Origin of the sequence: Pseudomonas sp. PMCC200344, assembly GCF_030053095.1 — a bacterium.
Classification (GTDB): Bacteria; Pseudomonadota; Gammaproteobacteria; order Pseudomonadales; family Pseudomonadaceae; genus Aquipseudomonas; species Aquipseudomonas svalbardensis.
In genome coordinates this window covers 5,443,407-5,469,034 of record NZ_CP125618.1, presented here as the reverse complement: position 1 = coordinate 5,469,034, position 25,628 = coordinate 5,443,407, and the positions used below count along the sequence as shown (strand labels likewise).

Sequence of the window (25,628 nt, the reverse complement as noted above, 5' to 3'; positions counted from 1 at the left end):
CAGATCAAATCGGGCCGCGCTACTCCCGGATGTCGAGGTAGTGGCCCGCTGTGCTTGCAAATGATTGCAAAGCCTTGTCTGGTGGCGCTGGAGACCTGATCAATTATTGATTTTAGTCAAACCTGGGGCACACGCTTGAGTCGTTTGAGACCAGCGTTATAACGGTCTGACCGCTTTAGGTTCTCGCTCGTTCCTGCGCTTGGGTAGAATCAGTTTTTTTCCCCGTAGAAGGAAGGCTAATGGCTCAGTCCTACAGTGCCCGCAGTCGCGCGATCGAACCTTTCCATGTCATGGCGCTGCTGGCGCGGGCCAATGAACTGCAAGCCGCTGGCCACGACGTGATCCACCTGGAAATCGGCGAACCTGACTTCACCACCGCCGAGCCGATCATTCAGGCCGGCCAGGCCGCATTGACGGCGGGGAAGACCCGTTACACCGCCGCGCGCGGCATTCCCGAGTTGCGTGAGGCCATTTCCGGCTTTTATCAGCAGCGTTACGGTTTGAACATCGACCCGCAGCGAATCCTCATCACGCCTGGCGGTTCTGGTGCGCTGCTGCTGGCCAGCGCCTTGTTGGTGGATCCGGGCAAGCACTGGCTGCTGGCGGACCCGGGATACCCGTGCAACCGGCACTTTTTGCGGCTGGTGGAAGGCGCGGCGCAGCTTGTTCCTGTAGGTCCGGACGTGCGCTATCAACTGACGCCGGACCTGATTGCGCGCCATTGGGATCACGACAGCGTCGGTGCCCTCGTGGCTTCGCCAGCCAATCCGACCGGGACGATCCTGACCCGCGATGAGCTGGCGGGTCTGTCGGCCGCGATCAAGGAGCGTCACGGTCATCTGGTGGTGGATGAGATCTATCACGGTCTGACCTACGGCACTGATGCGGCCAGCGTGCTGGAAGTCGATGACAGTGCCTTTGTACTGAATAGTTTTTCCAAGTATTTCGGCATGACGGGATGGCGACTTGGTTGGCTGGTGGCGCCTGAAGCGGCGGTCGGTGAGCTGGAAAAGCTCGCGCAGAACCTCTACATCAGCGCCCCGAGCATGGCTCAGCACGCCGCTCTGGCCTGCTTCGAACCGGCCACGATCAGCATTCTGGAAGAGCGTCGCGCCGAATTCGGCCGTCGTCGGGATTTCCTGCTGCCAGCCCTGCGAGAGTTGGGCTTTGGTATCGCCGTTGAGCCTGAAGGCGCGTTCTACTTGTATGCCGATATCAGCAAGTTCGGCGGCGATGCCTTCGCATTCTGCCGACATTTCCTCGAAACCGAACACGTTGCGATTACTCCGGGTCTGGACTTCGGTCGTTATCAGGCCGGTCACCATGTGCGGTTTGCCTACACCCAAAGTCTTCCGCGCCTACAGGAAGCGGTCGAGCGGATTGCGCGCGGCTTGAAGAGCTGGCAAAGCTGATGCGTTTTCATCCTCCACTCGAAGAAGGCCGTTTGATTCGTCGTTACAAGCGCTTTCTCGCCGATATCGAAACCGTTAGCGGCGAGTTGCTGACCATTCACTGCCCGAACACCGGCTCGATGCTCAATTGCCAAGTTGAGGGCGGGCAGGTCTGGTTCAGCCGTTCCAACGACCCCAAGCGCAAGTTGCCCGGTACCTGGGAAATCGGCGAAACGCCGCAGGGGCGCTTGTTCTGTGTGAACACCGGGCGGGCCAACGGCTTGATCGACGAGGCACTGCGAGCCGGTGTCATCACCGAGTTGAACGGCTTTACCGAGCTGAAGCGCGAAGTGGCCTACGGTCAGGAAAGCAGCCGCATCGATTTTCGCCTCGATTACCCGAGCGGGCCGGCTTATGTGGAAGTCAAAAGCGTCACTTTGGGCTTCGATGGTTCTTCGGTGGCAGCGTTTCCCGATGCGGTGACCCAGCGCGGGGCCAAGCATTTGCGCGAATTGGCGCATCTGGCCCGGGACGGAATTCGTGCGGTGCAGTTGTATTGCGTCAATCTCACCGGCATCGACGCCGTGCGTCCTGCAGAAGAAATCGATTCGGCCTACGCCGCCGCCTTGCGTGAGGCGGTGTCGTGCGGGGTCGAGGTGCTGGCCTATGGCGTGCACTTGACCCACGAAGAAATGGTGGTGGATCGGCGTCTGGATGTGTTGCTGAACGGCTAAAGATTGACCCAGATCCCTTGCTCGTCTTCGCGGCAGACGACCGTGGTCAGGGACTGTCCAGCGCAAGGGCCGGCAACGCATTCCCCGTCTTCGATCAGAAACAGTGCGCCGTGGGTCGCGCACTGGATCAGGCTGTTGCTGGGGTCGAGAAACTGGTCGGGCTTCCATTCCAGCCCGACGCCACGGTGCGGGCAGCGATTGATGTAGACGTAAACCTGGTCGCCACGACGCACGGCAAAGAGCTTCTGGCCGTCGATGTCGAAGCCGCGACTACTGGCATCGGCCAGCTCAACGCCTGCACAAAGAAACTTCATGTCTATCCTCAAGTCCTGCGGCTCGTGACTGGATATGTCCGAGCTTGACGTTCAAATGCAAACAATTATCAAATGGCCGCCTTGCCCTTCGGCAACAGATGCCAGGCGCCAAGGATACGTGGCCTGTCATTTCAATGCCCGGGAAAACCCTTAAAGGAAGCTGTTTATGCGCCTGAGTACCCGCGTTGCTGCGCTCTGTGTCGGACTCCTCGTCAGCCACCACGCCGCAGCGGCCGAGTTGCCACAACGTTGGGTCAGTGCCGGTGGAGCTTTATCGGAATGGATCAGCGCGCTGGGCGGTGAATCGAAACTGGTCGGTGTCGACACCACCAGTCAGCACCCGGAATCGCTCAAGGCATTGCCGAGCATCGGGTATCAGCGGCAATTGTCGGCGGAGGGTATTTTGAGCTTACGCCCGCAGATACTGGTCGGCACCGAGGAAATGGGACCGCCACCGGTACTTTCGCAGGTTCGCAGTGCAGGCGTGCAGGTCGAACTGTTCTCGGCCCAGCCGGATCTGCCGACCTTGCAGGGCAATTTGCAGCGTCTGGGCAAGTTGCTTGGCGCTGACGATCAGGCCTCACACTTGTTCCAGGCTTATCAACAGCAACTCGATCAGCAAAAGATCCGGGTCACTCGGGCGCAGTTGAAAGAAAAATCGCCGGGTGTGCTGTTGTTGCTTGGCCACGCGGGCGGCAAACCGCTCATCGCCGGCAAGGACACCGCCGCCGATTGGTTGCTGCAACAGGCCGGTGGGCACAATCTGGCCACGCATACCGGCTACAAACCTTTTTCTGTCGAATCCCTGGTCAGCCTGGATCCCGAGGTGCTGGTGTTTGCCGATCGTGCACTGACCGGCGATGCGGCACGTGCGGCGTTGTTCAAGGAGAACCCGATGCTGTCCTCGACCCGCGCAGCCAAGTACGGGCGAGTCATGGAGCTTGATCCGACGTTGTTGGTCGGGGGCTTGGGGCCGCGGCTACCCGATGCGTTGAAAATACTGTCTGACGCCTTTTACCCCGGCACGGCCGGCCAATGATCATCCTGGTTAAACCACGTGCTTTATTTATTGGTCTGATCCTGCTGTGTGTGGTGGCCATCTGGCTGTCGTTGGCGCTTGGACCGGTAAGCTTGCCGTTGTTCGACACCTTGCGTGCAGCCCTGCGCCTGGTGGGTGTACCGATCGCGCCCGACGGGCTGGAGCAGGCCGAGCTGATCCTCGGGCAGATTCGCTTGCCGCGAACCTTGTTGGGTTTGGCCGTGGGGGGTGTATTGGCACTGTCCGGCGTGGCGATGCAGGGGTTGTTTCGAAATCCTCTGGCTGATCCGGGGCTGGTCGGCGTCTCCAGCGGTGCGGCATTGGGCGCGGCAATTGCGATCGTCGGTGGTTCTGTGTTCGGCGGACTGCCCGAATCCTTCGGGCCTTATCTGTTATCGCTGTGCGCGTTTCTCGGCGGGCTCGGCGTGACCGCGTTGGTGTATCGACTGGGCCGACGCAACGGGCAGACCAATGTCGCGACCATGCTGCTGGCCGGTATTGCGTTGACTGCGCTGGCCGGTTCCGCCGTGGGGCTGTTCACCTATCTGGCGGATGACGAGACGCTGCGTACCCTGACGTTCTGGAACCTGGGCAGCCTCAATGGCGCCAGCTATTCCCGGCTCTGGCCGTTGCTGCTGATCAGTGCCAGCGTGGCGTTGTGGCTGCCGCGCCGGGCCAAAGCCTTGAATGCGTTGTTGCTGGGTGAGTCGGAGGCTGGACACCTGGGCATCGACGTCGAAGGGCTCAAGCGCGAATTGGTGTTTTGCACGGCGTTGGGTGTCGGTGCTGCGGTGGCCGCGGCGGGGATGATCGGGTTTGTGGGTCTGGTGGTGCCGCATCTGGTGCGTCTATTGGCCGGTCCCGATCATCGTGTGCTATTGCCAGCGTCAGTATTGGCGGGTGCCAGTCTTTTGTTGTTTGCCGATCTGGTGGCGCGACTGGCCCTGGCGCCGGCCGAATTGCCGATCGGGATCGTCACGGCTTTCATCGGTGCGCCGTTCTTTCTGTATTTATTGGTCAGGGGGCGTGCCTGATGTTGCGAACGCAAAATCTGCAAATCCGGCGGGGCCGAAAGATTGTCCTGACGGACATCACGCTTGAGCTCAAACCGGGCGAGGTTCTCGGCGTGCTGGGGCCGAACGGCGCCGGCAAAAGCACTTTGCTCGGCGCCTTGTGCGGCGAGTTGCAGGCTCATCATGGCGGCGTCTGGCTCGATGAGCGCGAGTTGAGCGATTGGGCGGGGACGGCGCGAGCGCAGCGTTTGGCGGTATTGCCGCAGGTGTCGACCCTGGACTTCGCCTTTCGTGTCGAAGAAGTGGTCGGCATGGGCCGCTTGCCGCATCAAAGCGGTCGGGCCCGCGATGACGAGATCGTCGCCGCCGCATTGCACGCTGCCGATGCCGGGCATTTGAGTGGCCGCAGCTATCTGGCCTTGTCCGGTGGTGAACGTCAGCGGGTGCATCTGGCGCGGGTTCTGGCGCAGCTCTGGCCGGGCGAAGCGGGGCAAACGTTGTTGCTCGATGAGCCAACGTCGATGCTCGACCCGCTTCATCAGCACACCACGTTGCAAGCCGTACGCGAGTTTGCCAATCGCGGCGCGGCGGTGCTGGTGATCCTGCATGATCTGAACCTGGCAGCGCGCTATTGTGATCGCCTGTTACTGCTCGAAGGCGGGCGCCCTGTGGCGCTCGATACACCGGAGCAGGTGTTGCGCCCGGAACCACTGAAGGCCGTGTTCGGGCTGGAAGTGCTGGTGCAGCAGCACCCGGAGCGTGGGCATCCGCTGATCATCGCCCGCTGAGTTTTTTATGGAGTGAAAACATGCGTGGGATTTTGATGCTGGCCTTGCTGATGCTGAGTGCCTGTCAGCATGTTTCGACTCCGCCACCGGTTGTCGGCGAGATCCGGGACTTGCGCAGCGGTCAGACCCTCACGGCAGAGGAACTGGTTGCGCGGTTGGAGACGCCTTCGCGGCTGATCGTAGGCGAGCAACATGACAATCGCGATCACCATCAACTGCAGTTGTGGTTATTGAAGTCGCTGGGTGAGCGGCGACCTCAAGGCAGTCTGCTGCTGGAAATGCTCACGCCGGATCAACAGCTGCGGGTCGACGACGTCCGTCACGCCTCGACACCACCGGCGGATTTGCCCAATGCATTGGCCTGGCAGTCTGGTTGGGACTGGAATCTGTACGGGCCGATCGTTCGTTTCTCCCTGACCCAGCAATACCCGCTGCTGGCAGCCAATCTGGATACGCTTGAAGTCCGTGCCGTTTACGCCAATCCCCCGACATTGAGTGGTTCGCGCTCCAACGCTGCTTCAGTCAAAGACGAGTTGCTGAAGCAAGTCAGCGACTCCCACTGTGGCTTGCTGCCAAAGTCGCAGATGCCTGCGATGCTGGCGGTCCAGCAGCAACGTGACCGACGGATGGCCGAGCGCTTGCTGGCTGCTCCTACGCCTTCACTGCTGTTTGCCGGCGCTTACCATGCGCGCAAGGATGTCAGCGTGCCGATTCATGTGCTTGATCTGGGAGAGCCCCAGGCGCCTGTGGTGTTGATCCTGGCGGAGCAGGGTAGCGAAGTCACACCGGCCATGGCTGATTACGTCTGGTACACGCCTGCCAAGCCACCGCAGGATTACTGCGCGCAAATGCGTAAGCAATTTGGCAAGTGATCGAACGACTTTTCTTCAGGCAAAAAAAGACCCGGCAAGAGCCGGGTCAAATAACCGTGATTAGCCTGATGAGGAGATATCTGAGAGTCCGAACCAAGGGCTTTTCAAATATCGACCAGTCTCGCGACCAGTTGTGGTAATCATAGCGATTCTCATTACCAAGTCAATCGCTGATTTCTCAATTCTTTGAAATGTGCTGCCCGGTCGCTTGAAACGCCCGTAATCATTGAGTTTTAGCCTATGCGGTTGAGTGAACTCAGCTGAATGATCTGCTTGTTCAGCAGATCAATGCGTCGGGCCATGCTCTCGATCAGGCTGTGGGCGATCTTCGGATTGTTTTGGGTCAGGCTGAGAAACTGGTCCTTGGGGATCAGCATGACAGTGCTGGGTTCGCTGGTGATCACGCTGGCGTTACGTTTCTCGCCGGTGAACACCGCCATGGCGCCAAAAATTTCGTCCTTGGGTACATCGCCGACTTTATGCCCGTCGACAAAGGCTTCGGCGTGGCCATCGATGATGACGAATACGTGATCCGCGTCTTCGCCCTGACGGATCAACATTTCGCCACTGGCTACGCGCTGAAAACCATTGGTGCTTCGAAACTCAGGTTGTTTCAGGCGGGCGAGTGCGTCGGACAGCAGAGCGGACTGACCGGCCATGTATTGAAGGAACAACTCCGACCGCTCCGGGTCGGCATAGATATGCTGAAAAACCTCGGATCGCAGATAAGGCGTCAGTGCTAACGGGCTATCGCTGCGAAAGCGGCAACGCGGCAGCTCTGTGCCCTGGCGCAAGCCGATCAGGTCTCCCTCGTGCAAATAGAACAATGCCCGATCGTCGATGCATCCATGCAGCAGGCCATTGTCCAGCACAAACAGTTGATCGCCGGGTAACAGGACGGCCAGATCATCGACGGCCGAAAATTCCAGGCTCGGTCCGCAGGGCATCAAACCTTCCAGCAGCCGGACGGGAATATGTTGAAGCCGGTTGATCAGCGCGTCGGCGTAAGCCGGTTGTTCCCCAAGTAGGTACATGGCTGCTGCGTCCGTTCAGTTCTTGTGACGTGACGAGATAGCTTCCAGCTGTTTGTTCAAGGCGTCCTTGCGCTCGGCGGGAATGTCATTCCAGTGCACATCCATCAGGGCACCTTCGATGGCATACAACAACACTTTGGACGCCCGAAACCCGCGCGTGCGTACGGCCCGATAAGCATCCACCGCCCCCAGGCGACGCAAGTCCGAGGCGCTATGGATGCCCACGGCATGCAGCCACTGCGCCGACGTCTTGCCAAGATTCTTCAGGTGCTGCAGTTCATCATTCATCAAGCCTCCTTGCGACGGCCGAACGGTGCGTGGGCGAGCTTCTCAGGAGTGTAGCCATCAGTAGGAAAAGCGTGATTGTTTGGTCGGTTTCGACGCAAAAGCTTCTAAGAGGCGAAGTCTTAAAGCTGTGTGAAAGTCTGCGAACGCGGTAGGACGAGAGGGCAGTGGAGTCAGGTTTCCGGGCAAACCATGCCCAGCGTTCAGCGCAAAGCGGGGGCGCCGAACGGGTCAGTTAACGGTCGCATTTAGCGGGTGCGATAACGCAGGCGTGTACCGAAATTCATCGACATCAGGATCTCGTCAGCACTCAGCTCTGGCGGGAAGTAGGCGCCGGAGATCTGTGCGTGAGCAAGGCTCGCGCCTTCCAGGGAGGCGTTGCGAAAGTCGATGCCGCGCAAGTCGGCGGAGCGGAAATAGGCATCGGTAAAGTCGACGCCGTCGGCGTTCAGTTCACGCAGGTCCAGACCCCGGAAATCGCCACCGACCATGTCGATAGGTCCGTCTTTGGGGCGCTCGTTGTTGAAACCTGTGATGTCGTCTTTGTGCAGCAAAGCATAAAGCGGGGTGTCGAGAAGTTTCGGCTGGCTCATGTCACATCACCTGTTGGTTTTATGACGCCAGTATAGTGCCACTATTTGGCAGTCGTGAAGCCGGCGAAGGCTTCACGGCTGAAATAGTTTCTTACAGACCCGGCAGGCGCTGGCGAATCTGTGCAACGACTGTGTCGAGGGTTCCACTTTCATTGGTCTGAACGCGTTTGCTGCAGAGAATCTCTTCGGGCGTCAGGGCCTCACGAGTAGCTTGCTGGGCTTCGATTACGGCCAGGTTAGCGTCGGACGGGTCCTTTTTGTCTGCCTGGCGCAGGGCCAGCCAGCTCTCGATCACTGCTTGCGGCGCATTGCAATCGAGGATCAGGAATGGCGCGCCGGTGGCTTCGGCGATTTTCGCTGCGCCGTCACGCTGATCGCGCTTGAGGTAAGTTGCATCGATCACCACCGGGAAACCAGCATGCAGGATCGTTGCGGCAATTTCATGCAGGTGGGTGTAAGTGGCGGCGCTGGCGTCGGCGCTATAGATGCCGGCCTGAGGGTCGTTTGGCACGGTTTGCTCGCCGAACAGACGTTTGCGCTCTACATCGGAACGCAAGCGAATGGCGCCCAACGCTTCCACCAGGCGCATGGCCACGTGGCTCTTGCCGACAGCAGAAACACCGTGGGTGATGGCCATGAAGCGCGAAGGAATGGTGCTGTAGCTTTCCGCCAGGTTGGCGTAATTGCGGTACTGACGCAGGGTGGTGGCTCGCTGAACCGGGTCGGCCTCGGCCGGCATGCTGAACAGGCTGACCTTGGCGCGAACCAGTGCGCGGTAGGCTTTATAGAAGTTCAGCAACTCAAGGCCCTGGTAATCGCCGGTCAGTTCCAGGTACTGGCTGATGAAGCGGCGCGCCAGACTCTTCAGGCCACGGTCTTCCAGGTCCATCGCCAGGAAGCCAGTGTCGGCATAAACGTCGGTGAAGCGGAACGGTTCGTTGAACTCGATGCAGTCGAAGATCACGACCTTGCCGTCGATCACGGTGGCGTTGCCCAGGTGGATATCACCGTGGCATTCACGGATAAAACCGTCGGCCTTGCGCTGAGCGAACAGTGGCTTGAGGCGTTCGAAGCTGCTTTCGGCCCAGGCTTGCAGCGCATCCAGTTGCAGCAGGTCGGCCTTGTCGCTGAGGAACGGGCGGATTTGTTCGAAGTTCTGGCGTACCGGCGCCATCACGCTGTCCGGCGTGCCGGCTTCGTGTTCGGCAGGCACTTTCGGTGCGCTGAGGTGGAATTGGGCAATCTGCGCGGCCATCTCGTCGATGTGCAAGGGGGTCAATTCGCCGTTGGCTTGCAGCGTGCTGAGCAGCTGGCTCTGTGGGAATTGACGCATTTTCAGTGCGTAATCGACGGCCGGACCCTCGCCACCCAGTTGTGGGGCATCGGCGCTGCCGGTGATTGGCAACACTTCGAGATACAAATCGTTGGTCAGGCGCTGGTTAAGACGCAGCTCTTCCCCGCAAAAATGCTTGCGGGCGTCGAGGTTGGTGAAATCCAGAAAGCCGAAATTCACTGGCTTCTTCACTTTATAAGCAAAGGGGCCGGTGAGGATTACCCAGGAAATATGGGTTTCGATGACCTGGAACCCATCTACGGGATGCGGGTAGAGGGCCGGGTTTTGCAGGGCAGCGATCAGGGACTGGCTCACAGGCGATCCTTCAGAGTCTGGGGAAAATTCACGGCCGTCATTATGGCCGCAAGTCCGTCTGACGCAAACCTCGGAGGGCTCCTGTTGAGTATGAATAAAGTGCGTATAATCCGCCGCCATGACTCGTACTCGATCCTCCCGCACCCCAAAAAAACCACCTTCCAAGGGCCTGCGCCCCTGGCTGGGCTGGGCCCTTAAACTCAGTCTGGTCGGCCTTGTGGTGCTGGCCGGGTTCGCGGTTTACCTCGACGCGATCGTCCAGGAGAAGTTCTCCGGCAAGCGCTGGACCATCCCTGCCAAGGTGTACGCGCGCCCGCTGGAGCTGTTCGTCGGACAAAAGCTTAGCAAGGACGATTTTCTGACCGAGCTCGATGCCTTGGGCTATCGACGTGAAAGCGTGGCCAACGGCCCCGGTGCCGCCTCGGTCAACGGCAATACCGTCGATCTGAATACTCGTGGCTTTCAGTTCTACGAAGGCATGGAGCAGGCGCAACCGGTACGCGTGCGATTCTCCGGTGACTACGTGGCCGAACTTTCGGCGACCAACGGTTCGAAGCTTTCGGTCGTGCGCCTTGAGCCACTGCTGATCGGTGGCCTGTACCCGAAAAACCTCGAAGACCGGATCCTGATCAAGATCGATCAGGTGCCGCCGTACTTGCTCGAGACCCTGGTGGCTGTTGAGGACCGCGACTTCTATCACCACTTTGGCGTCTCGCCGAAGTCGATTGCTCGGGCGATCTGGGTCAACGGTTCGTCCGGCCGCATGCGCCAGGGTGGCAGTACGCTGACTCAACAGTTGGTCAAAAACTTCTACCTGACCAACGAACGCAGCCTGAGCCGCAAGCTCACCGAAGCCATGATGGCGCTGCTGCTTGAGCTGCATTACGACAAACCGGAAATCCTTGAGGCTTACCTCAACGAAGTGTTTATCGGTCAGGACGGTCAGCGTGCAGTGCACGGTTTCGGTCTGGCCAGCCAGTTCTTCTTCAGCCAGCCGCTGGCCGAACTGAAGCTGCATCAAGTGGCGTTGCTGGTGGGCATGGTCAAAGGGCCGTCTTCTTATAATCCGCGCCGTTATCCGGAGCGTGCCCTTGAGCGACGCAACCTGGTACTCGACGTGTTGCAGGAGCAGGGCGTCGCCACTGCCGAGCAAGTCGAAGCCGCGAAGAAGATGCCGTTGGGCGTGACCAAGCGCGGAAGCCTGGCGGATAGCTCGTTCCCGGGCTTCCTCGATCTGGTCAAGCGTCAGCTGCGCGAAGACTATCGCGACGAAGACTTGACCGAGGAAGGTCTGCGGATCTTCACCAGTTTCGACCCGATCCTGCAGATGAAAGCCGAGGCGTCGGTCAACGACACCTTCAAGAGACTCTCCGGGCGCAAGGGTTCCGATGAGGTTGAAGCGGCCATGGTCGTGACCAACCCGGAAACCGGTGAAGTCCAGGCCATGATTGGCAGTCGTCAGGCAGGTTTTGCCGGCTTCAACCGTGCGCTGGATGCTGTGCGACCAATCGGTTCTTTGATCAAACCGGCGGTTTATCTGACAGCCCTTGAGAAGCCGAGCCAGTACACATTGACCAGTTGGCTGTCGGACGATTCCTTCTCGGTCAAAGGCGCGGACGGTCAAGTCTGGAAGCCGCAGAACTACGATCGCCGTTCCCATGGCACCGTATTCCTGTATCAGGGGCTGGCACATTCCTACAACCTGTCGACCGCGCGTCTCGGGTTGGCGGTGGGCGTACCGAATGTCCTGAAGACCCTGGCGCGTCTCGGTGTGAGTCGCGAATTCCCGGCGTTCCCGTCGATGTTGCTGGGCGCTGGCGGTCTGACCCCGATCGAAGTGGCGACGATGTACCAGACCCTGGCCAACGGTGGTTTCAATACGCCGATGCGCGGGATCCGTAGCGTATTGACCGCTGAAGGCGAACCGCTCAAGCGTTATCCGTTCCAGATTCAGCAGCGTTTCGATCCGGCCTCCATTTACCTGATCCAGAGCGCCATGCAGCGGGTCATGCGTGAAGGTACCGGTAGTTCGGTTTACAACGTGTTGCCGAAAACCCTGACCCTGGCCGGCAAGACCGGCACCAGTAACGATTCGCGGGACAGCTGGTTTGCCGGTTTCAGCCAGGACCTGCTGGCAGTGGTCTGGCTGGGTCGCGATGACAACGGCAAGACTCCGTTCACCGGCGCCACCGGTGCGTTGCAGGTCTGGACCAGTTTCATGCGCAAGGCCGATCCGTTGCCGCTGGACATGCCGCAGCCAGACAACATTGTTCAGGCCTGGGTCGATTCGCGTACCGGACAAGGCTCTGATGCCAACTGCCCAGGTGCCGTGCAGATGCCGTATATTCGCGGCAGTGAACCGCCTCCCGGTGCCGCTTGCGGTGGCGAAAGCCCTGTTTCCGGCGAAACGGTGATGGATTGGGTCAAGGGCTGGATGAATTAAGCAAAGAGGGTTTCAAGTGAATAAGTGGTTGATTCCAGCGGTTACCGCCGTGGCTTTGCTCAGCGGTTGCTCCTCCGTTCAACGCGGGTCGATTCCGGTTGTGGATTCCGGTAGCGCCGTTTCGAACAGTGAACGGGTTTCGGCGAATGGCGGTTTCCGTCAGACGACGACTAAACGTCCTGCACAAGCCCAGACCCAGGCAATCCCGCAAGGTGATACCGGCGTCGTCGTGATGGTGCCAGGTGGTGGCGCAGTGACGTCGGCACCGATCAGCACTGCGCCGATCACACCAGGCCCGATCACCCCGGGGCCGATCGATACTTCGCCGGTCCAGTCGGCACCGGTCAATCAGGGCAGCTACAGCATGCCGTCGACGCCGAGCGGGATTCCTTCGGCGAACTCCGGTGGCTTGTCTGCCGACGAGCAATTGGACGGTCCGGTTCTGGCCTTGCTGACTACCGCTCAGCAGCAACAGGCGAGCGGTGATCTCAACGGTGCTTCTTCCAGCCTCGAGCGCGCCCAGCGTGTTGCGCCGCGTGAGCCGCAAGTGCTTTATCGTCTGGCTCAGGTGCGCATGGCTCAAGGCGATGCGCCACAAGCCGAGCAGTTTGCTCGTCGTGGCCTGACCTTCGCCAACGGTCGTCCGGCACTTCAGGCCAGTCTGTGGGAGTTGATCTCTCAGGCGCGTGAGAAACAGGGTGATTCCGCTGGCGCAGCATTGGCCCGTCAAAAGGCAAAGGTTTCGCTGTGATGGATGCACGCTTTCCGAAGATTGCTGAACAGTTGCTATTGATCGAGCGCGAGCTGCGGGTTCAGGGTTGGTGGGACGAGGTCTCGCCCTCCGCCGAAGCGCTTTCCAGTGTCGAACCATTCTCGGTCGATACGCTGGATTTCGAGCAGTGGCTGCAATGGATCTTCCTTCCGCGGATGAAGGTGATCCTCGAGCAGGATATGCCCTTGCCAAACGCTTCGGGAATTCAGGAGATGGCCGAAATGGTCTTCGCCGCCCGTAATGTTCAGGGCAAGGACCGGCAGTTGCAGGTGCTGCTCAAAGAGTTTGATCTACTGATCACCGCCTACCGCTAACTCGGCTCCTACAGGTGTCTACTGGCAGTTATCCGCAATCTGCTTCTGTGCTTCGGTGATGCGCTCCTGACGTTGCTGGTCAGTCAGGCGGCGCATCTCACCGTCGACATCCTCCCGTATTCGCGGATTGTTCTGCAGTTGAGCCAGGTTCGTCCGCGCCTGTTCGCAGAATGCCTTTAGCTGGGCTTGCTGCTCGGTGACCTGCTTTTTAACTTTATTGTCGATGGCCTGTTGATCACCAATGGCACCGCTGCGTGGCGGCGGGGGCTGGTTACTGGCGGGCAGCGAGGGCGTGACCACGGTGGTGGCTTCCCGGCCTTGGGGCGGCTGGGCGTCGAAGTGGGTAACGCCCTGAGCGTCGACCCATTTGTAGATCTGAGCGGCCATGCACAAAGGGCTGATGCCAATAAGCAGGCTGACGGTCAGGAAAAACGTTCGCATGCCATTTCCTTGTATTGGGTTGCGCAATTGAAGCTAACACAGTTGCTGTTTAGCGGTTTTTTCTTGCTTTCTCATGTGCTTAGTTCAATAAAGCACATAGACGACTTGACTTGGAGAGGACGAAACAGAAGAATCCAAAGTCCGCTGTAGAGGGACTGCCAGAAGCAGGCCCGCTCAGCAGATCATGAGGCGCACATCCGCGCCGACCTGTTACACCCGCAACGCGTTACCTCGCGCTGGGTGGGAAAGGCCCGCAACACTTGGGACGATCCCAATACTTGCTCAGTCAGTGCTGACGTAGTCGGCGACCACCGTCGCTCATGCTCTGCTGAGAAGTAAACCTATTAAGACCCGTCCTCTTTTATGTGGGCGGTATTCTGGCGTTTTAGAGGTGAACAACGTGGAGCTTTTATCTGGCGGTGAGATGCTCGTCCGCTTTTTGCGTGACGAAGGCGTCAAATATATCTACGGGTACCCGGGTGGTGCTCTTCTTCATGTCTACGATGCCCTGTTCAAAGAACCGGAAGTGACCCACATCCTGGTTCGTCACGAACAAGCGGCTACCCATATGGCTGACGGCTATGCCCGTGCCACCGGTAAAGCCGGCGTGGTACTGGTGACTTCCGGTCCTGGCGCAACCAATGCCATCACCGGTATTGCCACCGCCTACATGGACTCCATTCCGATGGTGGTCATTTCCGGCCAGGTACCTAGCAACATGGTGGGCACCGATGCATTCCAGGAAACCGACATGATCGGTATCTCCCGGCCGATCGTGAAGCACAGCTTCATGATCAAGCACGCGTCGGAAATCCCGGAAGTCATGAAGAAAGCGTTCTACCTGGCGCAATCCGGTCGTCCGGGCCCGGTCGTTGTCGATATCCCGAAAGACATGACCAACCCTGCCGAGAAGTTCGAATACATCTTCCCGAAAAAAGCCAAGCTGCGTTCCTACAGCCCGGCCGTTCGCGGTCACTCCGGGCAGATCCGCAAGGCGGCAGAAATGCTCCTGGCGGCCAAGCGTCCTGTGATGTACGCAGGCGGCGGCGTGATTCTCGGTGGCGGCGCCGCGCCGCTGACCGAGCTGGCGAAGATGCTCAACCTGCCAGTGACCAATACCCTGATGGGTCTGGGTGCCTACCCTGGCACCGACCGTCAGTTCATCGGCATGCTCGGCATGCACGGCAGCTACACCGCTAACCTGGCGATGCACCATGCCGATGTGATCCTTGCAGTCGGCGCTCGTTTCGACGACCGCGTGATCAACGGCCCGGCCAAGTTCTGCCCGAATGCCAAGATCATTCACATCGACATCGACCCGGCTTCGATTTCCAAGACCATCAAGGCGGACGTGCCTATTGTCGGTCCGGTCGAGAGTGTCCTGACCGAGATGGTCGCGATCCTCAAGGAAATCGGCGAGACCCCGAACAAGGAGTCCGTTGCCAGCTGGTGGAAACAAGTTGATGAGTGGCGCGGTGACCGCGGCCTGTTCCCTTACGACAAGGGCGACGGCAGCGTCATCAAGCCGCAGACCGTGATCGAAACCCTGTGCGAAGTCACCAAGGGCGATGCCTTTGTGGCCTCCGACGTGGGTCAGCATCAAATGTTTGCGGCGCAGTACTACACGTTCAACAAGCCGAACCGCTGGATCAACTCCGGTGGCTTGGGCACCATGGGCTTCGGTTTTCCGGCGGCCATGGGCATCAAGCTGAGCTTCCCGGATAACGACGTCGTCTGCGTGACGGGCGAGGGCAGTATCCAGATGAACATTCAGGAACTGTCCACCTGTCTGCAATATGGCTTGCCGGTGAAAATCGTCATCCTGAACAACGGCGTTTTGGGTATGGTTCGCCAGTGGCAAGACATGAGTTACGGAAGCCGTCACTCGCACTCCTACATGGAGTCGTTGCCTGATTTCGTCAAGTTGGCGGAGGCCTATGGTCACGTCGGCGTTCGCATCACCGAATCGAAAGATTTGAAGACGAAGATGGAAGAGGCGTTCGCCATGAAAGATCGCCTGGTGATCATTGATGTTTCGGTCGACACCAGCGAGCACGTCTACCCGATGCAGATCAAAGACGGCTCCATGCGCGATATGTGGCTGAGCAAGACGGAGCGTACATAATCATGCGGCACATTATTTCCTTGCTTCTGGAAAACGAACCGGGCGCTCTGTCTCGTGTAGTCGGCCTGTTCTCGCAGCGCAACTACAACATCGAAAGCCTGACCGTGGCACCTACCGAAGACCCGACCCTGTCGCGTCTGACGCTGACCACGGTTGGCCACGATGAAGTTATCGAGCAGATCACCAAGAACCTGAACAAGCTGATCGAAGTGGTCAAGCTGGTCGACCTGTCGGAGAGTGCTCACATCGAGCGCGAACTGATGCTGGTCAAGGTCAAGGCCACCGGTGCCCAGCGCGCCGAGATCAAACGCACTACCGATATTTATCGTGGGCAGATCGTTGACGTCAGCGCTAGCGTGTATACCGTTCAATTGACCGGTACCAGCGACAAGCTCGACAGCTTCATTCAGTCCATTGGCACCGCCTCGATTCTGGAAACCGTCCGCAGCGGCGTAACCGGTATTGCCCGCGGCGACAAAGTACTCAGCATCTAAACCAAATTAGCGAATGGCCTGAACGGCCTGGATATATAGGGGAATTTCATGAAAGTTTATTACGAAAAAGACTGCGACCTGTCGATCATCCAGGGCAAGAAAGTTGCCATCATCGGTTACGGTTCCCAGGGCCACGCACAAGCGTGCAACCTGAAAGACTCCGGCGTTGACGTTACTGTTGGCCTGCGTAAAGGTTCGGCGACTGTTGCCAAAGCCGAAGCTCACGGCCTGAAAGTGACCGACGTTGCTTCCGCTGTTGCAGCTGCCGACCTGGTCATGATCCTGACCCCGGACGAGTTCCAGTCTGCTCTGTACAAAAACGAAATCGAGCCGAACATCAAGAAAGGCGCCACCCTGGCCTTCTCCCACGGCTTCGCGATTCATTACAACCAGGTTGTTCCTCGCGCTGACCTCGACGTGATCATGATCGCGCCGAAAGCACCGGGCCACACCGTGCGTTCCGAATTCGTGAAGGGCGGCGGTATTCCTGATCTGATCGCTATCTATCAGGACGCCTCGGGCAACGCCAAGAACGTTGCACTGTCCTACGCCGCTGGCGTTGGTGGCGGTCGTACCGGCATCATCGAAACCACCTTCAAGGACGAGACCGAAACCGACCTGTTCGGCGAACAAGCCGTTCTGTGCGGCGGTACCGTTGAACTGGTCAAAGCTGGTTTCGAAACCCTGGTTGAAGCTGGCTACGCGCCAGAAATGGCCTACTTCGAGTGCCTGCACGAACTGAAGCTGATCGTTGACCTCATGTACGAAGGCGGTATCGCCAACATGAACTACTCGATCTCCAACAACGCTGAATACGGCGAGTACGTGACCGGTCCGGAAGTGATCAACGCCGAATCCCGTCAGGCCATGCGCAACGCCCTGAAACGTATTCAGGACGGCGAATACGCCAAGATGTTCATCAGCGAAGGCGCTACCGGCTATCCTTCGATGACCGCCAAGCGTCGTAACAACGCCGCTCACGGTATCGAAATCATCGGCGAGCAACTGCGCTCCATGATGCCGTGGATCGGTGCCAACAAGATCGTCGACAAAGCTAAAAACTAAGTCGCGCACTTGTACGAAAAACGCGGCCTAGGCCGCGTTTTTTCGTTTGGGTGGCTGGTTCTGGTATAAAGCTGCATCGTTTGCGGCCGAACCGTCGTCCCAGACACCTGTCCAAACTTTCCACCCCGTTGCAAGGTAATGTCCATGAGCGAACGTCCCGAAGAGCCAAACCAGGCTTCTGACGCCGAAAGCCTGCTGCCCATCGATGAACACATCGAGGAAGGGCATGACGCTGAAGGTCGTAAAGTCCGGCATCGTGGTATCTATCTTCTGCCGAATCTGTTCACCACTGCGAACCTGTTCGCAGGGTTTTATTCCATCATCAACTCGATGAGCGCCCAGAGCGCCCTGAGTGCCGGTGATTCGATTGGTGCGAGCAAGTATTTTGCTTTTGCAGCGATCGCGATTTTTGTCGCGATGGTGCTCGACGGCCTCGATGGTCGCGTTGCCCGTATGACCAATACCCAGAGCGCCTTCGGTGCCGAGTACGACTCGCTGTCCGACATGGTCGCCTTTGGTGTTGCGCCAGCATTGTTGGCATTCGGTTGGGCCTTGGGCGACATGGGTAAGGTCGGCTGGATGGTTGCCTTCATTTATGTGGCCGGTGCGGCGTTGCGTCTGGCACGTTTCAATACCCAGGTTGGTACCGCGGACAAGCGCTACTTCATCGGTCTGGCCAGTCCGGCTGCTGCTGGTGTGGTTGCAGGCATTGTCTGGGCGTTCAGTGATTACGGCATTCAGGGCTCGAAGATGTCCTTCCTGGTTGCGCTGATGGTCGCTGCCGCCGGCATGCTGATGGTCAGCAACATCAAGTACAACAGCTTCAAGGAGCTGGATTTGAAGGGGCGTGTACCTTTCGTGGCCATCCTCGCGGTGGTGTTGGTGTTTGCCGTAGTGTTCAGTGATCCGCCGCGCATCCTTCTGCTGGTTTTCCTCGCTTATGCAGCCTCTGGCCCGGTTCAATATCTGTTACGTCTTCGTCGGCACAAAAAGGCTTAGCTTCCCTCATACTCCGCAGTCTATTGGTGCATCTGTTCTCCAACGCTGCGGAGTTGCCATGCTGATCAAAGTCTCCAAAGCGTCTGACTGCCATGAGTCGGACGTCACGCCTGAATCCTTCTACCTATCTCGTCGCAACGTACTGGGTGCTGCCGTTGCCGGTTTGGCTGTTAGCGGCTTGCCGCGTTGGGTCAGTGCTGCCGTTGCTGCGCGTTATGCGGATGTCGAGCCTGGTAAGGCGCCTTCCTGGTTTGCCGAAAAACTGCCCGCTACCAAATGGGGGGCGGTCAACGTCAAGGATGAGGCGATCACGCCATTCAAGGACGCGACCCATTACAACAACTTCTACGAGTTCGGCACCGATAAAGGTGATCCAGCCGCCAACGCCGGGGCGCTGAAAACCGAACCTTGGAGTGTGGTGGTGGACGGGGAGGTGGGCAAGCCGGGACGGTACGCACTGGAAGACTTCATGAAGCCTTATCAGTTGGAGGAGCGCATCTACCGTCTTCGCTGTGTAGAGGCTTGGTCGATGGTCATTCCATGGATCGGATTTCCCATCTCGGCGTTGCTCAAGGAAGTTGAGCCGACGTCCAATGCCAAATTCATTCGCTTCGAAACCCTGGAAGATCCCAAGAGCATGCCCGGGCAACGTTCCGGTTTTGCCTTGATTGACTGGCCGTATGTGGAAGGGCTCCGCCTGGATGAGGCGATGAACCCGTTGGCGATTCTTGTCGTGGGTATGTACGGGCGGGAGTTGCCGAATCAGAACGGCGCGCCTCTGCGTTTGGTGGTCCCGTGGAAGTACGGCTTCAAGAGCATCAAATCCATCGTGCGGATCAGTCTGGTTAGAGAGCAGCCGAAAACCACCTGGCAGAGCATTGCCTCGGATGAGTATGGTTTTTATGCGAACGTAAATCCTGCGGTCGACCATCCGCGTTGGACTCAGGCGCGTGAGCGGCGTTTACCGAGCGGGCTGTTCAAGCCCAATGTGCGGGACACGCAAATGTTCAATGGCTACTCGGATGAAGTCGCCTCTCTATATACAGGGCTCGATTTGCGGAAGAACTACTGATGCGATTTCCGTTTTGGCGAATTGGCGTCTTTATAGCTTCTGCGGTCTGGCCGCTGCTTTGGTTGTATCAGGCCTGGGAGGATGTGCTGGGGCCTGATCCGGGCAAGGTGCTGGTTGACCGGTTGGGGCTGGGGACGCTTGTCCTGCTACTCATTACTTTAAGCATGACACCTCTGCAGAAGCTCACCGGTTGGGCGGGGTGGGTTGCTGTCCGGCGGCAACTGGGGTTGTGGTGCTTCGCTTATGTGGTTTTGCATTTGAGTGGGTATACGGCATTCATCCTCGGCTTTGATTGGTCGCAGTTGGGTGTCGAGTTGCGCAAACGGCCGTACATTGTTGTCGGGACGCTTGGGTTTCTGTGTTTGTTGGCCTTGGCGGTGACCTCAAATCGCTATAGTCAGCGGCGTTTGGGTTCTCGCTGGAAGAAGCTGCATCGCCTCGTCTATGTGGTTCTCGGGCTTGGATTGCTGCATATGTTGTGGATCGTGCGTGCTGATCTAAAGGAATGGGCGGTCTACGCCTCTATAGGTGCATTGCTATTAGTATTGCGACTGCCGCCCGTAACCCGCCGAATTCCCCGTTTAATTGCTAAAAAGGCACCTTCTGCACGAAAAGCATAATTAAGGGTTGACGGCAGATTCTGGAAGTCTATAATTCGCCCCACTTCCGGCGCAGTCGAAACGAAAAACTCCTTGGTAAACAATGAGTTACGCAGTTTTCGACAGCGAGTTGCTTCAGGTCATCGAAGCCCAGAAGGAGTTGAAGGAGTGGTGTTGTTTGGCTCTTTTAACGGTTCGATCTTCTCGGTCGAAAGCGGAACAAAAGAGGTGTTGACAGCAGCGAGTAACGCTGTAGAATTCGCCTCCCGCTAACGAGAGATCGCAAGCGCAAGTGGTTGAAGTTGCAAAGGAAACTTTGAAAACTTCGGAAAATAACCGCTTGACAGCAACAGAGGCTGCTGTAGAATGCGCGCCTCGGTTGAGACGAAAGATCTTAACCAACCGCTCTTTAACAACTGAATCAAGCAATTCGTGTGGGTGCTTGTGGAGTCAGACTGATAGTCAACAAGATTATCAGCATCACAAGTTACTCCGCGAGAAATCAAAGATGTAACCAACGATTGCTGAGCCAAGTTTAGGGTTTCTTAAAAACCCAAAGATGTTTGAACTGAAGAGTTTGATCATGGCTCAGATTGAACGCTGGCGGCAGGCCTAACACATGCAAGTCGAGCGGCAGCACGGGTACTTGTACCTGGTGGCGAGCGGCGGACGGGTGAGTAATGCCTAGGAATCTGCCTGGTAGTGGGGGATAACGCTCGGAAACGGACGCTAATACCGCATACGTCCTACGGGAGAAAGCAGGGGACCTTCGGGCCTTGCGCTATCAGATGAGCCTAGGTCGGATTAGCTAGTTGGTGAGGTAATGGCTCACCAAGGCGACGATCCGTAACTGGTCTGAGAGGATGATCAGTCACACTGGAACTGAGACACGGTCCAGACTCCTACGGGAGGCAGCAGTGGGGAATATTGGACAATGGGCGAAAGCCTGATCCAGCCATGCCGCGTGTGTGAAGAAGGTCTTCGGATTGTAAAGCACTTTAAGTTGGGAGGAAGGGCATTTACCTAATACGTAAGTGTTTTGACGTTACCGACAGAATAAGCACCGGCTAACTCTGTGCCAGCAGCCGCGGTAATACAGAGGGTGCAAGCGTTAATCGGAATTACTGGGCGTAAAGCGCGCGTAGGTGGTTTGTTAAGTTGGATGTGAAATCCCCGGGCTCAACCTGGGAACTGCATTCAAAACTGACAAGCTAGAGTATGGTAGAGGGTGGTGGAATTTCCTGTGTAGCGGTGAAATGCGTAGATATAGGAAGGAACACCAGTGGCGAAGGCGACCACCTGGACTGATACTGACACTGAGGTGCGAAAGCGTGGGGAGCAAACAGGATTAGATACCCTGGTAGTCCACGCCGTAAACGATGTCAACTAGCCGTTGGGAGCCTTGAGCTCTTAGTGGCGCAGCTAACGCATTAAGTTGACCGCCTGGGGAGTACGGCCGCAAGGTTAAAACTCAAATGAATTGACGGGGGCCCGCACAAGCGGTGGAGCATGTGGTTTAATTCGAAGCAACGCGAAGAACCTTACCAGGCCTTGACATCCAATGAACTTTCCAGAGATGGATGGGTGCCTTCGGGAACATTGAGACAGGTGCTGCATGGCTGTCGTCAGCTCGTGTCGTGAGATGTTGGGTTAAGTCCCGTAACGAGCGCAACCCTTGTCCTTAGTTACCAGCACGTAATGGTGGGCACTCTAAGGAGACTGCCGGTGACAAACCGGAGGAAGGTGGGGATGACGTCAAGTCATCATGGCCCTTACGGCCTGGGCTACACACGTGCTACAATGGTCGGTACAGAGGGTTGCCAAGCCGCGAGGTGGAGCTAATCCCAGAAAACCGATCGTAGTCCGGATCGCAGTCTGCAACTCGACTGCGTGAAGTCGGAATCGCTAGTAATCGCGAATCAGAATGTCGCGGTGAATACGTTCCCGGGCCTTGTACACACCGCCCGTCACACCATGGGAGTGGGTTGCACCAGAAGTAGCTAGTCTAACCTTCGGGAGGACGGTTACCACGGTGTGATTCATGACTGGGGTGAAGTCGTAACAAGGTAGCCGTAGGGGAACCTGCGGCTGGATCACCTCCTTAATCGACGACATCAGCTGCTCCATAAGTTCCCACACGAATTGCTTGATTCATTGAAGAAGACGATAAGAAGCAGCCCTAACAGGTTGTAGCTTAGTTGGTCGGAACGCACCCATGCTCTGTGGTAGAGAGCAGGGTGAGGTCGGCCTTAAAGCTCGAAATTGGGTCTGTAGCTCAGTTGGTTAGAGCGCACCCCTGATAAGGGTGAGGTCGGCAGTTCGAATCTGCCCAGACCCACCAATTTTGTGTGGGAACCTGTAGAAATACGGGGCCATAGCTCAGCTGGGAGAGCGCCTGCCTTGCACGCAGGAGGTCAACGGTTCGATCCCGTTTGGCTCCACCACTACTGCTTCTGTTTGTTGAAAGCTTAGAAATGAGCATTCCATCGTAGGATGGTGAATGTTGATTTCTAGTCTTTGGCTAGATCGTTCTTTAAAAATTTGGGTATGTGATAGAAAGATAGACTGAACGTTACTTTCACTGGTAACGGCTCAGGCTAAGGTAAAATTTGTGAGTTAAATTGCGAATTTTCGGCGAATGTCGTCTTCACAGTATAACCAGATTGCTTGGGGTTATATGGTCAAGTGAAGAAGCGCATACGGTGGATGCCTTGGCAGTCAGAGGCGATGAAAGACGTGGTAGCCTGCGAAAAGCTTCGGGGAGTCGGCAAACAGACTTTGATCCGGAGATGTCTGAATGGGGGAACCCAGCCATCATAAGATGGTTATCTTAAGCTGAATACATAGGCTTAAGAGGCGAACCAGGGGAACTGAAACATCTAAGTACCCTGAGGAAAAGAAATCAACCGAGATTCCCTTAGTAGTGGCGAGCGAACGGGGACTAGCCCTTAAGTGGCTTTGAGATTAGCGGAACGCTCTGGAAAGTGCGGCCATAGTGGGTGATAGCCCTGTACGCGAAAATCTCTTGGCCATGAAATCGAGTAGGACGGAGCACGAGAAACTTTGTCTGAATATGGGGGGACCATCCTCCAAGGCTAAATACTACTGACTGACCGATAGTGAACTAGTACCGTGAGGGAAAGGCGAAAAGAACCCCGGAGAGGGGAGTGAAATAGATCCTGAAACCGTATGCGTACAAGCAGTGGGAGCCCACTTTGTTGGGTGACTGCGTACCTTTTGTATAATGGGTCAGCGACTTATTTTCAGTGGCGAGCTTAACCGAATAGGGGAGGCGTAGCGAAAGCGAGTCTTAATAGGGCGTCTAGTCGCTGGGAATAGACCCGAAACCGGGCGATCTATCCATGGGCAGGTTGAAGGTTGGGTAACACTAACTGGAGGACCGAACCGACTACCGTTGAAAAGTTAGCGGATGACCTGTGGATCGGAGTGAAAGGCTAATCAAGCTCGGAGATAGCTGGTTCTCCTCGAAAGCTATTTAGGTAGCGCCTCATGTATCACTGTAGGGGGTAGAGCACTGTTTCGGCTAGGGGGTCATCCCGACTTACCAAACCGATGCAAACTCCGAATACCTACAAGTGCCGAGCATGGGAGACACACGGCGGGTGCTAACGTCCGTCGTGAAAAGGGAAACAACCCAGACCGTCAGCTAAGGTCCCAAAGTTATGGTTAAGTGGGAAACGATGTGGGAAGGCTTAGACAGCTAGGAGGTTGGCTTAGAAGCAGCCACCCTTTAAAGAAAGCGTAATAGCTCACTAGTCGAGTCGGCCTGCGCGGAAGATGTAACGGGGCTCAAACCATACACCGAAGCTACGGGTATCACTTAGGTGATGCGGTAGAGGAGCGTTCTGTAAGCCTGTGAAGGTGAGTTGAGAAGCTTGCTGGAGGTATCAGAAGTGCGAATGCTGACATGAGTAACGACAATGGGTGTGAAAAACACCCACGCCGAAAGACCAAGGTTTCCTGCGCAACGTTAATCGACGCAGGGTTAGTCGGTCCCTAAGGCGAGGCTGAAAAGCGTAGTCGATGGAAAACAGGTTAATATTCCTGTACTTCTGGTTATTGCGATGGAGGGACGGAGAAGGCTAGGCCAGCTTGGCGTTGGTTGTCCAAGTTTAAGGTGGTAGGCTGGAATCTTAGGTAAATCCGGGATTCTAAGGCCGAGAGCTGATGACGAGTTACCCTTTGGGTGACGAAGTGGTTGATGCCATGCTTCCAAGAAAAGCTTCTAAGCTTCAGGTAACCAGGAACCGTACCCCAAACCGACACAGGTGGTTGGGTAGAGAATACCAAGGCGCTTGAGAGAACTCGGGTGAAGGAACTAGGCAAAATGGCACCGTAACTTCGGGAGAAGGTGCGCCGGTGAGGGTGAAGCATTTACTGCGTAAGCCCATGCCGGTCGAAGATACCAGGCCGCTGCGACTGTTTATTAAAAACACAGCACTCTGCAAACACGAAAGTGGACGTATAGGGTGTGACGCCTGCCCGGTGCCGGAAGGTTAATTGATGGGGTTAGCTAACGCGAAGCTCTTGATCGAAGCCCCGGTAAACGGCGGCCGTAACTATAACGGTCCTAAGGTAGCGAAATTCCTTGTCGGGTAAGTTCCGACCTGCACGAATGGCGTAACGATGGCGGCGCTGTCTCCACCCGAGACTCAGTGAAATTGAAATCGCTGTGAAGATGCAGTGTATCCGCGGCTAGACGGAAAGACCCCGTGAACCTTTACTATAGCTTTGCACTGGACTTTGAATTTGCTTGTGTAGGATAGGTGGGAGGCTTTGAAGCGTGGACGCCAGTTCGCGTGGAGCCAACCTTGAAATACCACCCTGGCAACTTTGAGGTTCTAACTCAGGTCCGTTATCCGGATCGAGGACAGTGTATGGTGGGTAGTTTGACTGGGGCGGTCTCCTCCTAAAGAGTAACGGAGGAGTACGAAGGTGCGCTCAGACCGGTCGGAAATCGGTCGTAGAGTATAAAGGCAAAAGCGCGCTTGACTGCGAGACAGACACGTCGAGCAGGTACGAAAGTAGGTCTTAGTGATCCGGTGGTTCTGTATGGAAGGGCCATCGCTCAACGGATAAAAGGTACTCCGGGGATAACAGGCTGATACCGCCCAAGAGTTCATATCGACGGCGGTGTTTGGCACCTCGATGTCGGCTCATCACATCCTGGGGCTGAAGCCGGTCCCAAGGGTATGGCTGTTCGCCATTTAAAGTGGTACGCGAGCTGGGTTTAGAACGTCGTGAGACAGTTCGGTCCCTATCTGCCGTGGACGTTTGAGATTTGAGAGGGGCTGCTCCTAGTACGAGAGGACCGGAGTGGACGAACCTCTGGTGTTCCGGTTGTCACGCCAGTGGCATTGCCGGGTAGCTATGTTCGGAATAGATAACCGCTGAAAGCATCTAAGCGGGAAACTAGCCTCAAGATGAGATCTCACTGGGACCTTGAGTCCCCTGAAGGGCCGTCGAAGACTACGACGTTGATAGGTTGGGTGTGTAAGCGCTGTGAGGCGTTGAGCTAACCAATACTAATTGCCCGTGAGGCTTGACCATATAACACCCAAGCAATTTGCTG

General features: G+C 57.0%; 21 protein-coding genes, 2 tRNA genes and 2 rRNA genes. 19 read left to right on the top strand and 6 right to left on the bottom strand.

Annotated features, from left to right (window positions below; translation table 11 throughout):
* The first annotated feature begins 239 nt into the window (after window positions 1-239).
* Entirely contained in the window at window positions 240-1,412 is a 1,173-nt protein-coding gene (locus tag QFW87_RS25020) for a pyridoxal phosphate-dependent aminotransferase (protein ID WP_283189130.1), read from the top strand.
* Complete coding sequence (sfsA, locus tag QFW87_RS25015; protein WP_283189129.1) at window positions 1,412-2,125, top strand: DNA/RNA nuclease SfsA; 714 nt, start codon at window positions 1,412-1,414, stop codon at window positions 2,123-2,125. Before QFW87_RS25020 ends, sfsA begins: the two co-directional genes overlap by 1 nt.
* On the opposite strand, the gene QFW87_RS25010 is transcribed toward sfsA, so the two are convergent.
* On the bottom strand, window positions 2,122-2,439 hold the full coding sequence (locus QFW87_RS25010; protein ID WP_283189128.1) for a Rieske 2Fe-2S domain-containing protein: 318 nt from the start codon (window positions 2,437-2,439) through the stop codon (window positions 2,122-2,124). The two genes, sfsA and QFW87_RS25010, sit on opposite strands and share 4 nt — an antisense overlap.
* Before the next feature lie 166 nt (window positions 2,440-2,605).
* Between QFW87_RS25010 and QFW87_RS25005 the strand changes: the two genes are divergently transcribed.
* Genes QFW87_RS25005 through QFW87_RS24990 form a run of 4 tightly spaced genes read left to right on the top strand, consistent with a single transcriptional unit; the run spans window position 2,606 to window position 6,151 of the window.
* A complete protein-coding gene (locus QFW87_RS25005) occupies window positions 2,606-3,478 on the top strand; it encodes an ABC transporter substrate-binding protein (RefSeq protein ID WP_283181688.1) in 873 nt (290 codons plus the stop codon).
* A 50-nt stretch (window positions 3,479-3,528) separates the two neighbouring features.
* Window positions 3,529-4,512: an iron ABC transporter permease gene (locus QFW87_RS25000; protein WP_283190952.1), complete on the top strand. Its 984-nt coding sequence runs from the start codon at window positions 3,529-3,531 to the stop codon at window positions 4,510-4,512.
* Complete coding sequence (locus QFW87_RS24995) at window positions 4,512-5,279, top strand: heme ABC transporter ATP-binding protein (protein WP_283189127.1); 768 nt, start codon at window positions 4,512-4,514, stop codon at window positions 5,277-5,279. Before QFW87_RS25000 ends, QFW87_RS24995 begins: the two co-directional genes overlap by 1 nt.
* 20 nt (window positions 5,280-5,299) lie before the next feature.
* The gene (locus QFW87_RS24990; protein WP_283189126.1) at window positions 5,300-6,151 is read left to right on the top strand and encodes a ChaN family lipoprotein; all 852 of its coding nucleotides are present in this window, start codon (window positions 5,300-5,302) and stop codon (window positions 6,149-6,151) included.
* 233 nt (window positions 6,152-6,384) lie between these two features.
* Here QFW87_RS24990 and QFW87_RS24985 read toward each other — a convergent pair whose 3' ends face one another.
* From QFW87_RS24985 to QFW87_RS24970, 4 genes are all read right to left on the bottom strand, one after another.
* Window positions 6,385-7,185 (bottom strand): cyclic nucleotide-binding domain-containing protein, encoded by an 801-nt coding sequence (locus QFW87_RS24985; protein WP_283181685.1) that lies wholly within the window; start codon window positions 7,183-7,185, stop codon window positions 6,385-6,387.
* 15 nt (window positions 7,186-7,200) lie between these two features.
* Window positions 7,201-7,473 carry a TfoX/Sxy family protein gene (locus QFW87_RS24980; protein ID WP_003228231.1) on the bottom strand — a complete coding sequence of 91 codons (273 nt, stop codon included), beginning with the start codon at window positions 7,471-7,473 and terminating at the stop codon, window positions 7,201-7,203.
* Window positions 7,474-7,718: 245 nt separating this feature from the next.
* Window positions 7,719-8,063 carry a pentapeptide repeat-containing protein gene (locus tag QFW87_RS24975; protein ID WP_008015079.1) on the bottom strand — a complete coding sequence of 115 codons (345 nt, stop codon included), beginning with the start codon at window positions 8,061-8,063 and terminating at the stop codon, window positions 7,719-7,721.
* Between the two features lie 91 nt (window positions 8,064-8,154).
* The gene (locus QFW87_RS24970; protein ID WP_283189125.1) at window positions 8,155-9,711 is read right to left on the bottom strand and encodes a bifunctional aminoglycoside phosphotransferase/ATP-binding protein; all 1,557 of its coding nucleotides are present in this window, start codon (window positions 9,709-9,711) and stop codon (window positions 8,155-8,157) included.
* A 118-nt stretch (window positions 9,712-9,829) separates the two neighbouring features.
* Here QFW87_RS24970 and mrcB point away from each other — a divergent pair, with 118 nt between their 5' ends.
* The 3 genes from mrcB to QFW87_RS24955 are packed head-to-tail and all read left to right on the top strand — an operon-like array spanning window position 9,830 to window position 13,240.
* Window positions 9,830-12,154 (top strand): penicillin-binding protein 1B, encoded by a 2,325-nt coding sequence (gene mrcB / locus QFW87_RS24965; RefSeq protein WP_283189124.1) that lies wholly within the window; start codon window positions 9,830-9,832, stop codon window positions 12,152-12,154.
* 16 nt (window positions 12,155-12,170) lie between these two features.
* Window positions 12,171-12,905 carry a tetratricopeptide repeat protein gene (locus QFW87_RS24960; protein ID WP_283181682.1) on the top strand — a complete coding sequence of 245 codons (735 nt, stop codon included), beginning with the start codon at window positions 12,171-12,173 and terminating at the stop codon, window positions 12,903-12,905.
* A complete protein-coding gene (locus QFW87_RS24955) occupies window positions 12,905-13,240 on the top strand; it encodes a YqcC family protein (RefSeq protein ID WP_283181681.1) in 336 nt (111 codons plus the stop codon). The genes QFW87_RS24960 and QFW87_RS24955 overlap by 1 nt, the downstream gene beginning before the upstream one ends.
* A gap of 18 nt (window positions 13,241-13,258) precedes the next feature.
* Here QFW87_RS24955 and QFW87_RS24950 read toward each other — a convergent pair whose 3' ends face one another.
* Entirely contained in the window at window positions 13,259-13,681 is a 423-nt protein-coding gene (locus QFW87_RS24950) for a DUF4124 domain-containing protein (protein WP_283189123.1), read from the bottom strand.
* A gap of 400 nt (window positions 13,682-14,081) precedes the next feature.
* Here QFW87_RS24950 and QFW87_RS24945 point away from each other — a divergent pair, with 400 nt between their 5' ends.
* The 10 genes from QFW87_RS24945 to QFW87_RS24900 all read left to right on the top strand — a co-directional run bounded on the left by QFW87_RS24945 (window position 14,082) and on the right by QFW87_RS24900 (window position 25,606).
* On the top strand, window positions 14,082-15,806 hold the full coding sequence (locus QFW87_RS24945; protein WP_283189122.1) for an acetolactate synthase 3 large subunit: 1,725 nt from the start codon (window positions 14,082-14,084) through the stop codon (window positions 15,804-15,806).
* A 2-nt stretch (window positions 15,807-15,808) separates the two neighbouring features.
* Window positions 15,809-16,300: an acetolactate synthase small subunit gene (ilvN, locus tag QFW87_RS24940; protein ID WP_003176102.1), complete on the top strand. Its 492-nt coding sequence runs from the start codon at window positions 15,809-15,811 to the stop codon at window positions 16,298-16,300.
* 48 nt (window positions 16,301-16,348) lie between these two features.
* Window positions 16,349-17,365, top strand: a complete 1,017-nt coding sequence (gene ilvC / locus QFW87_RS24935) for a ketol-acid reductoisomerase (RefSeq protein ID WP_007948647.1) — start codon at window positions 16,349-16,351, stop codon at window positions 17,363-17,365.
* A 144-nt stretch (window positions 17,366-17,509) separates the two neighbouring features.
* The gene (gene pssA / locus QFW87_RS24930; RefSeq protein WP_095133137.1) at window positions 17,510-18,364 is read left to right on the top strand and encodes a CDP-diacylglycerol--serine O-phosphatidyltransferase; all 855 of its coding nucleotides are present in this window, start codon (window positions 17,510-17,512) and stop codon (window positions 18,362-18,364) included.
* A 58-nt stretch (window positions 18,365-18,422) separates the two neighbouring features.
* Complete coding sequence (gene msrP / locus QFW87_RS24925; protein WP_283189121.1) at window positions 18,423-19,436, top strand: protein-methionine-sulfoxide reductase catalytic subunit MsrP; 1,014 nt, start codon at window positions 18,423-18,425, stop codon at window positions 19,434-19,436.
* Window positions 19,436-20,056, top strand: coding sequence for a protein-methionine-sulfoxide reductase heme-binding subunit MsrQ (gene msrQ / locus QFW87_RS24920; protein WP_283189120.1), 621 nt, complete (start codon window positions 19,436-19,438; stop codon window positions 20,054-20,056). Before msrP ends, msrQ begins: the two co-directional genes overlap by 1 nt.
* 544 nt (window positions 20,057-20,600) lie before the next feature.
* Window positions 20,601-22,139 (top strand): 16S ribosomal RNA (locus QFW87_RS24915).
* Window positions 22,140-22,299: 160 nt separating this feature from the next.
* Window positions 22,300-22,376: transfer RNA gene (locus QFW87_RS24910), tRNA-Ile, on the top strand.
* 27 nt (window positions 22,377-22,403) lie between these two features.
* A tRNA-Ala gene (locus QFW87_RS24905) sits at window positions 22,404-22,479 on the top strand.
* Window positions 22,480-22,714: 235 nt separating this feature from the next.
* A 23S ribosomal RNA gene (locus QFW87_RS24900) occupies window positions 22,715-25,606 on the top strand.
* Together the 16S and 23S rRNA genes with 2 tRNA genes alongside form the textbook arrangement of a ribosomal RNA operon.
* Window positions 25,607-25,628: the final 22 nt, after the last annotated feature.

Excerpts from the sequence above, each read along its gene's own strand:
- QFW87_RS24955 (WP_283181681.1), top strand. The coding sequence starts at position 12,905 with ATGGATGCACGCTTTCCGAAGATTGCTGAACAGTTGCTATTGATCGAG.
- QFW87_RS24995 (WP_283189127.1), top strand. The coding sequence starts at position 4,512 with ATGTTGCGAACGCAAAATCTGCAAATCCGGCGGGGCCGAAAGATTGTC.
- QFW87_RS25005 (WP_283181688.1), top strand. The coding sequence starts at position 2,606 with ATGCGCCTGAGTACCCGCGTTGCTGCGCTCTGTGTCGGACTCCTCGTC.
- mrcB (WP_283189124.1), top strand. The coding sequence starts at position 9,830 with ATGACTCGTACTCGATCCTCCCGCACCCCAAAAAAACCACCTTCCAAG.
- msrQ (WP_283189120.1), top strand. The coding sequence starts at position 19,436 with ATGCGATTTCCGTTTTGGCGAATTGGCGTCTTTATAGCTTCTGCGGTC.
- QFW87_RS24980 (WP_003228231.1), bottom strand. The coding sequence starts at position 7,473 with ATGAATGATGAACTGCAGCACCTGAAGAATCTTGGCAAGACGTCGGCG.
- QFW87_RS25010 (WP_283189128.1), bottom strand. The coding sequence starts at position 2,439 with ATGAAGTTTCTTTGTGCAGGCGTTGAGCTGGCCGATGCCAGTAGTCGC.
- QFW87_RS24950 (WP_283189123.1), bottom strand. The coding sequence starts at position 13,681 with ATGCGAACGTTTTTCCTGACCGTCAGCCTGCTTATTGGCATCAGCCCT.
- msrP (WP_283189121.1), top strand. The coding sequence starts at position 18,423 with ATGCTGATCAAAGTCTCCAAAGCGTCTGACTGCCATGAGTCGGACGTC.
- QFW87_RS24990 (WP_283189126.1), top strand. The coding sequence starts at position 5,300 with ATGCGTGGGATTTTGATGCTGGCCTTGCTGATGCTGAGTGCCTGTCAG.
- ilvC (WP_007948647.1), top strand. The coding sequence starts at position 16,349 with ATGAAAGTTTATTACGAAAAAGACTGCGACCTGTCGATCATCCAGGGC.
- QFW87_RS24975 (WP_008015079.1), bottom strand. The coding sequence starts at position 8,063 with ATGAGCCAGCCGAAACTTCTCGACACCCCGCTTTATGCTTTGCTGCAC.
- pssA (WP_095133137.1), top strand. The coding sequence starts at position 17,510 with ATGAGCGAACGTCCCGAAGAGCCAAACCAGGCTTCTGACGCCGAAAGC.
- QFW87_RS24985 (WP_283181685.1), bottom strand. The coding sequence starts at position 7,185 with ATGTACCTACTTGGGGAACAACCGGCTTACGCCGACGCGCTGATCAAC.
- QFW87_RS25020 (WP_283189130.1), top strand. The coding sequence starts at position 240 with ATGGCTCAGTCCTACAGTGCCCGCAGTCGCGCGATCGAACCTTTCCAT.
- sfsA (WP_283189129.1), top strand. The coding sequence starts at position 1,412 with ATGCGTTTTCATCCTCCACTCGAAGAAGGCCGTTTGATTCGTCGTTAC.
- ilvN (WP_003176102.1), top strand. The coding sequence starts at position 15,809 with ATGCGGCACATTATTTCCTTGCTTCTGGAAAACGAACCGGGCGCTCTG.